Here is a 14,629-nt window from a genome sequence, read left to right as displayed (position 1 = left end):
TGGGAGCGCAGCATGTCCATTGACGTCGAGGGCACGGTTTCTGCGGCGGGGCATGGGCGTAAAGCAGGGGCGGCGGCGCGCAGAATAGTGATTTGTGCCCTGGCGGCGACAGGCATTCTTGCAACCAACATCTTCTTGCCTTCGCTGCCGGTCATCGCGGCCGATTTGCATGTATCCAGCGCGGCGGTCACGTCGGCCTTCACGATCTTTCTGGCGATTTTCGCCATAGGGCAATTGATTGCCGGCCCGCTGTCGGACCGGTTCGGGCGACGCATGCCGATCCTGATAGGACTCGGAATTTTCATCGCCGGTACGATCTGGTGCGCTTTCGCGCGCGATCTATCGAGCCTGCTGATCGGCCGATCGATGCAGGCTTGCGGCGCATGTGCGGCTTCGGTGCTTTCACGTGCGATCGCCCGGGATCTGTTCGATGGCCAGGCACTTGCAAAGGTCATGGCGTCGATCACAATGGCAACCGCGGCCGCCCCAGGCTTTTCACCGCTGCTGGGGAGTGTGCTCGATCTATTCTTTGGCTGGCGCTCGGAATTTGCCTTTGTCGCGGCCTTCGCGCTCTGCACGGCTTTGGCCTATGCGACCTTCGTCGGCGAAACCAATGACGGCGCGCGTCGTTCTCTGAACCCGCTCAAAATTGCCGGGGCCTATCTGGAGCTTGTTCGGGATCGCCGGTTCGTTGCGCCTGCTAGAACCGCTGGACTGGTGATGGCCGGTCTATTCGCGATTTTCTCCAGCGCGCCGCGGGTGCTGCTCGAATTGTTTGGATTCTCGCCAATCACACTTGGTCAGCTATTTGCGGGCGTCGTCTTCCTGGTGTTTGCGGCCGGCATGCTGGCGCCTAGGCTATCGGCGCGGGTTGGTACCTGCCGTGCGACGTCGGTCGGTTTGGGATTAACCGTCCTCGGAGGCGTCGGGCTGCTTTGCGCGGTGCTGCTCGCGAACGGCGCGCTGCTGCCATTTCTGTTAGCGGCTTCCGTCTTTCTGTTCGGCGTCGGAGTGGTGAGCCCGCTGTCGAGCGCGGCAGCGCTGTCGCCGTTTGGCAGCAAGGCCGGTATCGCCGCAGCCCTGTTCGGATTCTCGCAAATGGCGGGCGCTGCATGCGGTGCCTCTCTCGCGGCGATTGTCGCCAGCGATCCGGCCGTCGGGCTAGGTATCGTGCTGACAGCAACGTCGCTGGTGGCGGTTATCCTTCACAAGCGGCGCTAACCTGAGGTGGATCTTGCCGAGAACAAAATGGGTTTGGTGTGAGGTTCTTTGCGGCGCCTTGGCATGCCACTATTGTCGAGCGGCGATGGCCGTGATCTCGAGTTTGACGCCGGGACCGAGATCGGCCACGCCGATTGCGGCGCGCGCCGGCAGATGAGCTTGTGCAAAATGCGCCTTCCAGGCGGCATTGAACTCCGCCTTCTCCTTGAGGCCGGCCATGTAGATGGTCACCTGCAAGACGTTGGTCAGATCGGATCCGAGGGTCTTGAGCAACTGCGCCAACTGCCCGAGGACGTCGTTTGCCTGGCCCGACATGTCGAGGCTCGTGTCCTCGGGGACGATGCCACCGATGTAAAGCACGCCATTGTGCTCGACTACTTCGTGGAGCAGACCTTCGTAGGGCAAGACGCGCTTGATCATGATGGGACCGATGTTGCTGTGTGACGGGCCGGGATATCGCACATTTCAATGTCAGTGTCGTCGCAAGAGATCTCGCGCCAGGTCTTGTCGGAAGACGGACCTGCACAGCTCCGAATGCAGACGGCTAACGCGTTGAAAATAAAAGCACAAACTGGTCGAAAAATCGCCGCCTGTCGTCCCTGCGAACGTTCGCCAATCTGTCTTTGCACGAGCGGCCGGCATTTTCGCCGGCCCTGACCCGACGACATCGAAGAGCGGATCGCTATACTGCTATCTTGGATGACATCGGTGCGGCCGGGACGGTGCCGCGACCGAAATAAGGAATGCGACGATGGACGATACGATTGGCTTCCCCGACCCCGGCCTCGACCTCTCCGGCGGTTTCAAGCCGCACACCTCGCATTGGGGCGTGTTCTCGGCACGTCAAGGCGAGGCCGGGCTCGAGGTCAGGGCCTATGCGGGCGATCCCGATCCAAACCGCATCATCGACAATTTTCCCGGCGCGCTGCGCCATCAGGCGCGCATCACCCAACCTGCGATCCGCCGCGGCTGGCTCGAACGCGGTCCCGGTCCGGACGATCGCCGCGGCCGCGACGAATTCGTCTCCGTCAGCTGGGAGAAGGCGCTCGATCTGCTCGGCGACGAGCTGGCACGCATCCGTGACACGCGCGGCCCCGGCGCGGTGTTCGGCGGCTCCTATGGCTGGTCGAGCGCGGGCCGCTTCCACCACGCCCAAAGCCAGGTGCATCGCTTCCTCAACGTCGCCTTGGGCGGCTATGTGCGCTCGGTGAACTCCTATTCCTCCGGTGCGTCCTCGGTGCTGCTGCCGCAGATCCTCTGCGGTTACGAGGACATCACCAAGCGCAACGTCACCTGGGAGCAGATCGCGGCTGATACCGACATCGTGCTGGCGTTCGGCGGCATGGCGCTGAAGAACTCGATGGTCGCCGGCGGCTCGATCAGCAAGCATGTCGAGCGCGGCGCCATGGAAGCCGCGCGCCGCCGCGGCTGCGAGTTCATCCTGGTCAGCCCGTTGCGCGAAGACCTGCCCGTCGAGGCCGGCGCCGAATGGATGACATGCGTGCCCGGCACCGACACCGCGCTGATGCTCGGCATCGTTCATACGCTGGTCGCGGAAAACCTGCACGACCAGGCTTTCCTCGATCGCTACACCGAGGGATGGCCGGTCTTCCTGCGCTATCTCACCGGCGAGAGCGATGGCCAACCCAAGCACGCCGAATGGGCCGCCGCGATCTGCGGCGTCGACGCGAATACAATCCGCAAGCTGGCGCGCCGGCTCGCCGGCAAGCGTGCGCTCATCACCGTCTCTCATTCGCTCCAGCGCGCCGAGCACGGCGAGCAGCCGGTGTGGATGGGCATGGTGCTGGCGGCGGCGCTCGGCCAGATCGGCCTCTCCGGCGGCGGCTACGCCTATTCGTTGGGGGCGATCGGCTATTACGGCCGCCGCGTCAACGACGTGCCGGGGCCGACACTGGGGCAGGGCCGCAACGCTGTCCGCGATTTCATTCCGGTGGCGCGCATCGCCGACATGCTGCTCAATCCCGGCAGCACCTATCGCTACAACGGCGAGACGCGCACCTATCCGGATATCCGCCTCGTCTACTGGGCCGGCGGCAATCCCTTCCATCACCACCAGGACATCAATCGCTTGCGCAAGGCGTTTGCGAAAGTCGACACGCTGGTCGTGCACGAACTCGCATGGACTGCCACGGCCCGGCATGCCGACATCGTGCTGCCCTCGACGATGACGCTCGAGCGCGAAGACATCGGCTATTCCAGCAACGATCCCCTGATGGTCGCCATGCACCGGATTGCCGAGCCGTTCGGCCTTGCGCGCGACGACTACGAGATCTTTGCCGATCTCGCCGACCGTCTCGGCGCGCGCGAACCCTTTACCGAGGGGCGGACGTCACGGCAGTGGCTGGAGCATCTTTATGAGCCGACCCGCGCCTCGCTCGAAGCGCGCGGCCTGGAGGCGCCGAGCTTCGAAGAGTTCTGGCGGCGGGGCAGCCTGGTGGTGCCGCAACAGCCCGACGACGGCGGCCGGCTGCGCCGCTTCCGCGACGATCCCGTCAACCACGCTTTGCCGACGCCGAGCGGTCGCGTCGAAATATTCTCTGCCAAGATCGCGGGTCATGGCGATGCGGATTGCCCGGGCCATCCGGTCTGGCTGGAGAAGTCCGACATGCCGAAGCCGGGGGCGCCGTGCTTCCTGGTCGCCAACCAGCCGGTGACGCGTCTGCACAGTCAGCTCGATTTCGGTGGACATTCGCTTCAAAGCAAACATCGCGGCCGAGAGGTCGCGCGCATGAACCCGCAGGACGCAGACGCACGCGGAATCAAGCACGGCGACATCATTCGGCTGTTCAACGCGCGCGGCGCCTGTCTCGCCGCGGTTCACGTCACCGACGGTATCGCGCCCGGCGTGGTTCAGCTCCCGACCGGCGCCTGGTACGACCCGATGGACCCCGAAGACGACGCGCCGCTCTGCGTGCACGGCAACCCGAACGTGCTCACACGTGACGTCGGCACCTCGTCCTTCGCGCAGGGCTGCACCGGCCAGCTCACGACAGTCGAGGTCGAGAAGTTCACCGGCAATCTGCCGCCGATCCGGGCTTTCGATCCGGTGTAGAAAAAAAGGGGCCGCCCTGTGGGTGCAGGGACAGCCCCGAGTGGCTCGCAGGCCCGGGAGGATGAGGGCGCGAGCGAATGTTCACGCGGCTGCGCTGATCCAGTCTCTCTCCGTAGAAGGATGACGCGGCGGGAGTGCTTGGACCTCTCGCCGTTCGCCCTTGCTGGCGAGGCGCCAGCGTGCCGGGGATTGATCGCTGATGCGCTTGAACACGGTCGAAAAATGCGCCTGCGTGCTGAAGCCGATCGCAAGCGCGATCTCCGCCAACGGCCGGTCGGTGGTTGCCAGCAGCATCTTGGCATGCTCGATCCGGTGATTGAGAAGATATTCGCGGGGCCGGTAACCGGTCGCGACGCGGAACTGCGCCGCAAAGTGCATTCTGGACAGGCCGGCGACGTTGGCGAGTTCGGACAGGCTGATGCAGCGGTGGAAATGATCGGCGACATATTGCTCGACGCGCCGCAGTCGCCATTTCGGCAAGGCATTGACCCTGGCGCGTGGCAATTCCAGGCGCGCCAGATGCATCGCAAGGGTTTGACCGATGCAGCGCGTAAACTCGTGGTCCGCGGCGTCGCCAAGTTCGATTAGCGCCTTGGCAAGCTCGGCTGCGAGCGGATCGCGCAACAGGACGAGATCATTCAATCCCTCGGTCCCGGAAAATTGTGCCGGAAATTGGTCCGCGGAAATGTGAATGTGCAGGAAGGCGCATGGCGACTGGAATTGCACGGCAAGGGGCTTCGACGGCGCGGTGAGATACAGTGTGCCCGCGGGCATGGTCCCGTCGAAAATGACTTGGCGATCCCGGGTCAGTTTCGCCCGCGTGGTCTTGAGGGCGATGCCGACGAAATAGCGATCCTCAGGCGTCGTCGCTTGATGCGACGAGGTGCTCCGCGGGTCTTCCCATCGCGAGATCGCGATGTCCTCTGCCACCGCGCCCGTGCGCGGATCGACCTGACGCCATTGATGCTCGCGAATGATTGCCTGTGTTGCCCGGGGGAGCTCGCGATCCCCCGAGGCGCCCGGAAATTCAATCCAGGCATCACCTGCCTGCAAATTGGTCAACATCGTTCGTCCTCTCCGGGCGTTCTCCGCTGTTTGCAACCAGCAAACCTGCAAAGCCCTGCTTTCCATGTTGAGAGGATAGGCGTGAGCTGACCTGCAAGCTCGTTAGTGGTGATTAGGATGTGTTAGTTTTTGTGGGAGCGCATCAGGTGCGGCATCCCGTCTCAGGAAGCGTCCTTTTTGTACAATTTATCAGATATTTGCGCATTCTCGATCCGACTCAGGAGAGCGCCGGACGTCGCGAGGAGATCGATGCGGCGGTGTGAGTTCCATGCGTTGCCCTCGCTGGACCTCGCATCGGTGCCGGGTATAGTCGCGCCGCATTTCGAAGGAGCGATCGTCAGGATGAGTCAGAAATGACCGAGCTCTCGGCAGGACATGGCCCCCGCGGCAGCGACGCCGCAACGATTCTGGATCTCAATGCCGTCGCGTTCGGGCCATTTTCGCTTCGGTCGCGGCTGCTGGAGAAGGATGGCTTGCCGGTCAGGCTCGGCAGCCGCGCGACGGATATTTTGCGCCTGCTGGTCAGTCGCGCCGGCGAAGTGGTCCCGAAGAACGAAATTCTCGGCTATGCGTGGTCCGGACTTTCCGTCGAGGAGGTCAGCCTGCGCGTCCATGTCGCGGAGCTGCGCAAGGTGCTCGGCGACGGAAAGGATGGTGCCCGCTACATCACCAACATCCCGGGCCGGGGCTATTGCTTTGTCGCGCCCGTGCGGCGTGGCGGGCGCGCGGAGGTGGCTACACCGGCGTCGCGTGTGCCTGAAAGGGCCGCGCCGCCACCGTCGCTACCGCGCCGATTGGACCGGATGGTCGGGCGGGAGGACGCCGTGGCCGAGTTGGCAGCGCGCTTGCTCCGCGATCGCTTCGTCACCCTGCGAGGGCCGGGCGGCATTGGAAAGACCACCGTTGCGACCGCGCTCGCGCACGAGATGTGCGATAGCTTCGACGGCAAGGTCCATTTCCTCGAATTCGGTCCGCTCAAGGACGGAGCGCTGGTCGCGAGCACGGTTGCAGCCGCGTTGGGCCTCGTCGTGCACCACGAGGACCCCTCGGCCAGCATCGTCAATTTCCTGCGCGGCCGCCGGCTGCTTCTCGTGCTCGACAGCTGCGAGCACGTCATCGAGGAGGTCGCGCGCCTTGCAGAAAACATCTACCGGGAGGCGCCCGGCATCGTCATCCTCGCAACCAGCCGCGAGTCGCTGCTGGTGGAAGGCGAGCAGATTTTCGAGCTCGTTTCGCTCCCTGGTCCGCCGCAGGGCACCCGCCTTAGTGCCGGCGAGGTGCTGGCCTATCCCGCTGTGCGCCTGTTCGTCGATCGCGCCGTCGCGGCGGGGCATCGCGACGACATCACCGACGAGGATGCCGAAGTCCTGGCCCGGATTTGCGGCAAGCTCGACGGCATCGCGCTGGCGATCGAGCTGGCTGCCGCACGTGTTGGTCTCTATGGACTGCGCGAGATGGCGGCGCTGCTCGACAACCGGCTGCAGCTCGAATGGCGCGGGCGGCGGACGGCGCCGCCGCGGCAGCAGACGCTCGGCGCTACGCTCGACTGGAGTTTCGGTCTGATCGGCGAGAGCGAGCGGATCGTATTTCAGCGCCTCGCCGTCTTCGCAGGTCACTTCACGTTGAAGGGCGCGATAGCAGTCGCGGCCGGGGCGGAGATGGCGGAGGATCGCGTCGTCGAGGCCCTGGAGCAACTCGTGGTGAAGTCGCTGGTTTCCACCCAGCCGGACGGCGCATCGCGGCGCTATCGCCTGCTCGACGCAACGCGTGCCTATGCCCTGCAGAAACTGGCCGACGGCGGACAGCTGGCGCAGATCGCGCATCGTCATGCTCTCTATGTTCAATGCACGCTCGAAGCGGGCATGAGGGACAAGGAGGGCAGCGATCATGCGTCACGTTTGCAGGAACGCGCGAGCCTGCTCGCCGATGCCCGCGCTGCGCTGCAATGGGCTTATGCCAACGACGACGGCGCCGGCTTGCGCGTGCCGCTCGCCGGCAGCTGCACAAGGCTGTTCGTCGAACTCAATTTGCTGAACGAGGCCCGCATCTGGTCCGATCGCGCACTCGCAATGCTGGACGAGGCCGACCGGGGCGGCGCATGGGAGCTCGAACTTCAGTCGACGCTCGGTCACGCCTTCATGTTCACCGAGCGTAACAGCGAGCAGGCGGAATCGGCGCTCCGGCGCGGGCTGGAGATAGCGGAAGCGCTTTCCGATCACGCCAACACATTCAGGCTGTTGTCCCGGCTCAACATGTTCTACCGCCGGACCGGTCGCTATCGGCATCTGGTGCCGACTGCGCTTCACGCCGAGCGGATTGCCCGTGTGATCGGCGATACCGCGGGCATCGCCGGGAGCAAAGCGCTGCTCGGCGTGTCATATCACCTCGCCGGAGACCAGGCCGAGGCGCAAGCCCATCTCGACCAGGGCCTGCGCGACGACGCTGCGCTCCGCGGGACGCAACCTGGGCATTTCGCCTATTCACGCACACCGCAGATTCCGCTCGCGCGCGTCCTATGGCTGCGCGGCTTTCCCGATCGCGCGCTCGAATGCGTCCGGCCGCTCGTCGGCGCTTCGGCGCCGCATGACGTGGTCATGCATTGTATCGCATTATGCTGGTCCGCTTCGGTGTTCGGCTGGCTCGGCGACTGGTCGTCAGTCGAGGCCATGACCGATCGCCTGGCGGCGCATGCGAGCATGCACGGACTCGTGCCCTACGAAGCCGTCGCGACGGGTTTTCGGGCACAGAGCATGATCGCCCGGGGCGAGGTGGCCGGCGGCGTCGACCTAATGCGGAGTGCGCTTCCACGCCTGCATGCCGATCGCTACGAACTCTATGCCTCGGCGTTCGCCGCGGATCTGTCCCAAGGTTTGGTCACGTTGGGACAATTGACGGAAGGCATTCAGGTTCTTCACGAATCCATTGCTGGGGTCGAGCAGGAAGGCGGCGCCTTCGACCTGCCCGAGCTGCTCCGCCTGCGCGGAGAGCTGGAAATCCTTGGCGGCAATCCCGACGCGGCCGAGGCGGATCTTGTCGCCTCGATCTCGCTTGCCGAACAGCAGGGCGCCTTGTCCTGGCGGCTGCGAGCCGAGATGTCGCTGGCGCGGCTTCGAATCCGGCAGCATGTACAAAATCCGCTCGCACAGCTCGCTCAAACCTATGCCCGGTTCTCCGAAGGTTTCGAGACCGCCGATCTCATTGCAGCACGGCACATGCTGAACGGGCCGGCGGCCTGACCAGGTCGACACGACCGTGCCCTTCTCGCTGCTGAGCGCGTCCACCAGTGCTCAACCCTTGTGTCCACCCAGCCGCGCCAGGAAGTCGCGGACAAGCGTAGCGATCTCGTCGGTGGCTTCATCTAGCGCGAAGTGGCCGGCTTCGAGGATGTGAACCTCGGCATCCGCCACATCGTCGCGATAGGACGTCGCGCCTGCGACAGTGAAGGACGGATCGTATTTGCCCCAGACCACCAGCGTCGGTGGCCGCGTCTGGCGCAACCACGCCTGCCACTTCGAATAGGAGGCGACGTTGGTCCGGTAATCCAGGAACAGCGTGGTCTGAATCTCGGCCTGGCCGGGACGCGTCAGGAACGCGTATTCGTCGATCCAGGCGTCGGGGTCGTAGCGCTCGGGACGCGGACTGGAGCCGAGATGCCGCTGACGCGTCGCCTCCAGGGATGTGAAGTTGGCCTTGAGCGCCTCGAGCTCGCGTGCCGGATCGGCCCAGTACTTCCTGCGCGCATTCCACAGCGGGCTCAGCCCCTGCTCGTGCGAAACCGCGTTCTGGATGATGATGGCGCGAACGCGTTCGGGATGCGCCAGCGCCATGCGGAAGCCGACAGGACCTCCATAGTCCTGCATGAACAAGACGTAGTCCGTGAGGCCGAGCTTCGTTGTGAGCTCGCCCATTGCGGCGGCGATGTTGTCGAACGTATAGTTGAAATCGGACGGCAGCGGCGCGCTGCTGTTGCCGAAACCGGGATAGTCCGGCGCGATCAGATGATATTTGTCGGCGAGCAGCGGCATCAGAGGTTCCCACATCCGCGACGACGAGGGAAACCCGTGGAGCAGCAGCACCGTCGGAGCGTCGGCGGGCCCGGCCTCGCGGTAGAAGATCTCGAGGCCGCGGATGTCGACCTTGTGATAGCTGATCGAGCGCCGGCTCGATCGCAGATCCTGCGCCGAAACCTGCACGGTCGCGCAGGCCAAAGCGGCTGATAGGGCAAGAGTGATTGGGATGTTCATGTCATCGCTCCGAATCCAGCATGTGGCGTGAAGATGTATCGCAAGTGCGGGACATTGCGCTTGCTGCGGGGCATGCCTCCGGCCTGTCGGGGTCGAGAGGCACCATTGCGGGTACCTCTCGTGATGTGCCGTATCCGGGAACTACGAAGCGCGTGCCAGCGGCTTGCCCTTCAGGGCGGCCAGCAGGGCCTGCGCGGCTGGACCCGAGGAGTGCGGGTTCTGGCCCGTGATCAAGAGGCCGTCGGTGACGACGTGAACGCCCCAGTTTGCCGTTTTCGAGAAGACGGCGCCGAGCTTCAGCATTTCGTCTTCGACCAGGAAAGGCACCACCTTGGTGAGGCCGACGTCCTCCTCTTCACCGTTGGTGAAACCGGTCACCTCCTTGCCGTGGACCAGTGGCTTGCCGTCGGGTGTCTTGACGTGGCGCAGCGCGCCGGTCGAGTGGCACACGACGGCGACTGTCTTGCCGTCGGCAAGGAAGGATTCGATGAGCTTGACCGAGTCCTTGTCCTCGGCGAGGTCCCACATCGGGCCGTGACCGCCGGGGTAGAAGACGGTGTCGAAATCTTCCTGCTTGACGCTGTCGAGGCGAACCGTCTTGTCGAGTTGGGCTTCCGCGTCGGCGTCGGCTTCGAAGCGCAGCGTCAGGTCGGTGCGAAATTCGGGCTCGTTGCTCTTGGGGTCGAGCGGCGGACGGCCACCCTTCGGCGAGGCGAGGGTGATCTCGGCCCCGGAATCCTTAAAGACGAAATAAGGGGCGGCGAGCTCCTCGAGCCAGAAGCCCGTCTTGCGCCCGGTGTTGCCGAGCTGGTCGTGCGAAGTGATGACCATCAATATTTTCATGACCGTTCTCCTTGAGTGCGTTTGCGGCGATGACGCACTCCATTGTGGTGGAGATGCGCCGAGCTGGACCTCGTCCGAGCACGTCACGTCGTTCGTTGCTCGCGATCCCAATCTGCACTCAAGGCCGGCTGTTGGCGCGTTATGTATTGTTAGACGTTGAGAGCACGGAGATGTCGCGCGTCCCGCTACTCGAAGACGGCGTCAAAGATCTCGACGTCCATCAGCACAGGCTTGGCGACCACGGTTCCGTCGGGCCGCAGCGTCTGCGCGCGTCGGAGCGTCGGCACCACGATGCCGCCGAAGCTGTCATGGGCCCAGGAGTAATGCGCGACTTCCATGCCGAACAGATCGTGGTCGGTCCGCCGCTGCAACGCGTTATGGTCGAAATAGAAGATCTGCTCGGGCGCGAGCGTGATCAGGCCCGGCGGGAACTGCGCCCGCAACCGCCGCCATGACTCGTTGTTCTCCTGCCACGGCGGCAGTTCCTCCACCACCACGTCGGGATGGGCGAGCAGGAATGGATTGGTCAGATAATTCCAAATCGCGACGCCGCAGAAGAACACGAGATGCAGTTCGTCCGCGAGCGCGGGCGAACCAGTCTCGGTGAACGCAAGGCTCGGATTGGGCCAGGTCCTGAGGATCTCACCCTCGAGGCTTTCGATCGTGATCGCGTCAGGCTGAAAAGAGCCAGAGTGTTCGCCTCCGGTGATGCCGGTGAAGCGGACCGACTGGGTGCGGATCGAGCCCTCCGCCGTCACGTCCTTGAATTCGCTGGCATGTCCGGTGCTGGAGAACAGCGTTCCGGCGACGGAGAGGTGAAGCGTGAACCGGCTCAAGCTATTCCAGCGGGCCATTCCGCCGCTGGCATCAATTACATCGTCAAGAAGCGCCATGTCCCGCCATATCCACCATGAAGTGTCACCACCATGGCGGGGCGGATGCGGCTTGGCGTGTTAGAATTTGTTAGGAGTTGCGAGCGGATAGCCTTGCGGTATCCCATTGAAGATACTCTCAATTCAGCGCCGTAAGGAGCTCCCTGGCGGCGACGAGATCACGGGTCTGGAGGCCCTCCTGGTATCGTGCGACGAGCGGAGCGAGCAGGGCGCGGGCGTCTCGGGCTTTACCAGCTTGGCGCCAGACCCGGCCGAGACTGATGGCCCCCCGCAGTTCCCAGCCGAGCGCGCATTGGCGACGTGACAGATCGAGCGAGTCCCGGAAGCAGCTTTCGGCCTCCGCGGCCTTGCCCGACCGGGCAAGGATGTCGCCCTTGACCCTGAGCATCTCCGGCATGTCGAAGGATTCGCCATGATCGGGAATCTCGGCGATGGCATCATTGATGGTCTGCAAGGCTTCGCCGGCCTGGTTCTGGAAGGCGAGACCCTCCGCGAGCGCAGTTGCAAACACCGTCGTCATGATCCGGTGTCGCGTCGCGTACAGCGTGGCCTGGCTGCGGCGGAGGTGCTCGATGCCGGCGGCGACGTCGCCGCGGCGAAGCAGCAGCTCACCCTTCTGGCCGATGCCGACCGCGTGATAGGGCCCGAGGAAGTGCCGTGCGGAATGATCGATCAGCCGCTCGATCAGGATTTCCGCATTGGCCAGATCGCCGACCCACAGGAACACGTAGATGGTCCAGATCAAGGAAATACCGAGAGTGAGCGGCTGTTCGAGCAGCTCGGCTTCGCGAATGGTGTATTGCGACGCCTCGATCGCACGATCGGGCCGGCCGGTGAGCCAAAGCCCGCGTGCCAGCGCCACCAGTGCGACGATGCGGTCGTCATAGCCGAGATGCCCGATATTCAGCCGCTGCGAGCCGGGATTATGCAACATCGCGCTCTCGCAGAGCTGCACTGCCTTGTCCTGGTTGCCGATTAAATGATGGGCGACCCCCAACATCCATTCGACGTTCAGCGTGCTGGCGGGATCGTTCAGCTTCCGCGCGACGCTTTCGCCCTGTTCACCGATTCCGAGTGCTCCGTGAAAATCCCCGACCCTGGTGAGGTAGATGTGTAATCCGCGCAGCAGCCAGAGCTGCCAGTGCAAATCCTGGAGCTCCCGCGCAAGCTGAAGACTGCGCGTGAATGCCGAGCGGACCGCTTCGGTATTGCCTTGCGTGAACATCGCGGAGACGCCGAGCGCGGCCTGCAAGATCATTTCATTGCGGCCATCCTCCGCGCTCGCGTCGAGGGACGCCAGCGCCTGCTGGGTCCAGCGGTAGCATTCCGTCAGCAATGTCAGCTCAAGGAAGAACTGGGCCGCTGACGCCGCCAGATCCACGCCGATCGTTCGGTCCCCGCCGTCCGAAAAGCTCCAGTTCAGCGCGGCCCGGACATTGGGCAGGTGGTCGGCATAGGGAAGAAAGCCGCCGGCACTCTGCATGCCCGTGGATTGGAGAGCGATGTCGCGCAGGAAGTCGCGAAAATATTCGGCGTGGGCGCGTGCGACGCGGTCCGCTTCGCCGTTCTCGACGAGCTTCTCCGCGACGAAGGCACGTGTGGTGTCGAGCAGGCGATAGCGCAGCCGCCGCTCCGCAGGCGAGGTCGCGATCAGCGATTTGGAAAGCAGATTGGAGATCGCCTCGGCGGCTTCTGCTTCGCCAATGCCCTGACAGGATGCGACCGCAAGCGCGGCTTCCAGGGTGAATGGCCCGACGAATGCCGACAATCCGCGCAGCGTTGCGCTTTCGGTTGCCGGCAGCAAATCATAGCTCCAGGCGAGCGCCGCACTCAGGGTGTGGTGCCGCGGGACGGCGGTGCGCCGCCCGCGCCACAGCAGCGAGAAACGGCTGTCGAGCAGAGAGGCGGTCCCGGCGATGCCATAGGCATTCACACGCCCGGCCGCGAGCTCGATGGCGAGCGCGATGCCGTCCAGCCGACGGCAGATATCGGCGACGAGCGGCGCATCCTCTTCGCTGAGCTCGAACTCGCTCAGGCTCTCTGCGATGCGTTCCACGAAGAGCTGAGTTGCAGGATAGGCAAGGATGTCGGCGATGCCGAGGCCGTCGCGCTGTGGCGGGCAACCCAATGGAAACAGCCGATGGACACGCTCACCTTCGGCGCGGAAAGATTCGCGGCTGGTGGCGAGAATATGCAGCTCGCCCGCTTCCCGGACGATGCGCTCGGCCAGAGGGGCGAGATCGTCGAGGATGTGCTCGCAACTGTCGAAGACCAGCAGCATCCGCCGGCTGCGCAGGAATGTCAGCAACCCCGGCATCGGGTCGTCGGAATTGACTGTCAGGCCCAGCGCGGCCGCAATCGTTCCCGTAACGAGCCGGGTCTCCCTCAGTGCGCCGAAATCGACAAAACACACCTGGCCGTCGAAGGCCTGGAGCTCGCGATGCGCGACCGCCAGTGCCACCGAAGTCTTGCCGATTCCGCCGGGGCCGACGATCGTGACGAAGCGATGCAAGGCCAGCTCGGCGGAAATTCTTTCGACCGCATCATCCCGCCCGATCATCCTCGCGAGCGGCGAGGGCAGCGAGCGCGGCGCAGCAACGGGCAGGCTGGTCCGGCTCTCCGAAGGGGCGGCCTGGAGCAGCGCGGCCGTGAAGCAATAACCTCGTCCGGGGACGTTGACGACGTAGCGGGAGCCTTCGCCCGGATCGCCCAAGGCCTTGCGCAGTGTCGTGATGTGAAAGCGCAGGCTGCCTTCGTCCACATTCACGTCGGCCCAGACCCGCCGCATCAACTCACGCTTGTCCACGACCTCGCCGGCTCGCTCGGCGAGAAAAACGAGAATGTCGAGCGCACGGCCGCCGAGGTGAACCGGGGCGCCGTCCTTCTCGAGCAGCCGCGTCTTTGCGAACAGCCGGAAAGGCCCGAAAGCAATGGCCGAATCCTGGTCGTTAGTGTCCGGCACGTGCCAATCATTCCAGTGAAAGAGCTGAACTCTGCACTTTGATCTACCAGAAGGGAACCCTGAGTAAACTGGTCGAAAGTGGCGAAATCGCGTGGAGGGTGCCGGCAATTGGCCGGTCGCGCGCGACGATCCGTCGCAAATTGTACTCAAACGCGAGCATCTTGCGAAGCGATCGGGACAACCCGGCAGCGTGCTTGACCGACCAGCTCACGTTCGGAGTGCCCGTCGTCGTACCGCCATCATAACAGAATCTTGCAACGTCTAACGAGCAATGCGCACGAACTGCATCCAGTATCCGTTCCGAGTTTGGCGTTAATTCCAACGGGGA

Annotated in this window: 9 protein-coding genes; 3 read left to right on the top strand and 6 right to left on the bottom strand. The window is 64.1% G+C overall.

From position 1 onward, the window contains the following. The first annotated feature begins 12 nt into the window (after nt 1-12). Nucleotides 13-1,221 carry a multidrug effflux MFS transporter gene (locus tag IVA75_RS16670; RefSeq protein ID WP_051462638.1) on the top strand — a complete coding sequence of 403 codons (1,209 nt, stop codon included), beginning with the start codon at nt 13-15 and terminating at the stop codon, nt 1,219-1,221. A 69-nt stretch (nt 1,222-1,290) separates the two neighbouring features. Here the strand turns inward: IVA75_RS16670 and IVA75_RS16665 are convergent, their stop codons facing one another. Beyond that, nucleotides 1,291-1,641 carry a RidA family protein gene (locus IVA75_RS16665; RefSeq protein WP_247290745.1) on the bottom strand — a complete coding sequence of 117 codons (351 nt, stop codon included), beginning with the start codon at nt 1,639-1,641 and terminating at the stop codon, nt 1,291-1,293. A gap of 331 nt (nt 1,642-1,972) precedes the next feature. Between IVA75_RS16665 and IVA75_RS16660 the strand changes: the two genes are divergently transcribed. Next, a complete protein-coding gene (locus tag IVA75_RS16660; RefSeq protein ID WP_247290743.1) occupies nt 1,973-4,294 on the top strand; it encodes a molybdopterin guanine dinucleotide-containing S/N-oxide reductase in 2,322 nt (773 codons plus the stop codon). An 81-nt stretch (nt 4,295-4,375) separates the two neighbouring features. On the opposite strand, the gene IVA75_RS16655 is transcribed toward IVA75_RS16660, so the two are convergent. Continuing rightward, nucleotides 4,376-5,359, bottom strand: coding sequence for an AraC family transcriptional regulator (locus IVA75_RS16655; RefSeq protein ID WP_247290741.1), 984 nt, complete (start codon nt 5,357-5,359; stop codon nt 4,376-4,378). Between the two features lie 353 nt (nt 5,360-5,712). Here IVA75_RS16655 and IVA75_RS16650 point away from each other — a divergent pair, with 353 nt between their 5' ends. Next, nucleotides 5,713-8,595, top strand: a complete 2,883-nt coding sequence (locus IVA75_RS16650; protein ID WP_247290739.1) for a winged helix-turn-helix domain-containing protein — start codon at nt 5,713-5,715, stop codon at nt 8,593-8,595. A gap of 51 nt (nt 8,596-8,646) precedes the next feature. Here the strand turns inward: IVA75_RS16650 and IVA75_RS16645 are convergent, their stop codons facing one another. The 4 genes from IVA75_RS16645 to IVA75_RS16630 form a co-directional block, all read right to left on the bottom strand. After that, the gene (locus IVA75_RS16645; RefSeq protein ID WP_247290737.1) at nt 8,647-9,603 is read right to left on the bottom strand and encodes an alpha/beta hydrolase; all 957 of its coding nucleotides are present in this window, start codon (nt 9,601-9,603) and stop codon (nt 8,647-8,649) included. Between the two features lie 141 nt (nt 9,604-9,744). Further along, nucleotides 9,745-10,446 (bottom strand): type 1 glutamine amidotransferase domain-containing protein, encoded by a 702-nt coding sequence (locus IVA75_RS16640; RefSeq protein WP_247290735.1) that lies wholly within the window; start codon nt 10,444-10,446, stop codon nt 9,745-9,747. A gap of 185 nt (nt 10,447-10,631) precedes the next feature. Then, complete coding sequence (locus tag IVA75_RS16635; protein ID WP_247290733.1) at nt 10,632-11,339, bottom strand: hypothetical protein; 708 nt, start codon at nt 11,337-11,339, stop codon at nt 10,632-10,634. 118 nt (nt 11,340-11,457) lie between these two features. Continuing rightward, nucleotides 11,458-14,301, bottom strand: a complete 2,844-nt coding sequence (locus IVA75_RS16630) for a winged helix-turn-helix domain-containing protein (protein WP_247290731.1) — start codon at nt 14,299-14,301, stop codon at nt 11,458-11,460. Nucleotides 14,302-14,629 lie beyond the last annotated feature (328 nt).

The organism is Bradyrhizobium sp. 134 (assembly GCF_023074155.1).
Taxonomy (GTDB): Bacteria; Pseudomonadota; Alphaproteobacteria; order Rhizobiales; family Xanthobacteraceae; genus Bradyrhizobium.
This window is presented reverse-complemented; position numbering and strand designations above follow the sequence as displayed.

Coding starts and splice junctions, on each gene's coding strand:
- IVA75_RS16670 (WP_051462638.1), top strand. CDS start 13: ATGTCCATTGACGTCGAGGGCACGGTTTCTGCGGCGGGGCATGGGCGT.
- IVA75_RS16665 (WP_247290745.1), bottom strand. CDS start 1,641: ATGATCAAGCGCGTCTTGCCCTACGAAGGTCTGCTCCACGAAGTAGTC.
- IVA75_RS16660 (WP_247290743.1), top strand. CDS start 1,973: ATGGACGATACGATTGGCTTCCCCGACCCCGGCCTCGACCTCTCCGGC.
- IVA75_RS16655 (WP_247290741.1), bottom strand. CDS start 5,359: ATGTTGACCAATTTGCAGGCAGGTGATGCCTGGATTGAATTTCCGGGC.
- IVA75_RS16650 (WP_247290739.1), top strand. CDS start 5,713: ATGACCGAGCTCTCGGCAGGACATGGCCCCCGCGGCAGCGACGCCGCA.
- IVA75_RS16645 (WP_247290737.1), bottom strand. CDS start 9,603: ATGAACATCCCAATCACTCTTGCCCTATCAGCCGCTTTGGCCTGCGCG.
- IVA75_RS16640 (WP_247290735.1), bottom strand. CDS start 10,446: ATGAAAATATTGATGGTCATCACTTCGCACGACCAGCTCGGCAACACC.
- IVA75_RS16635 (WP_247290733.1), bottom strand. CDS start 11,339: ATGGCGCTTCTTGACGATGTAATTGATGCCAGCGGCGGAATGGCCCGC.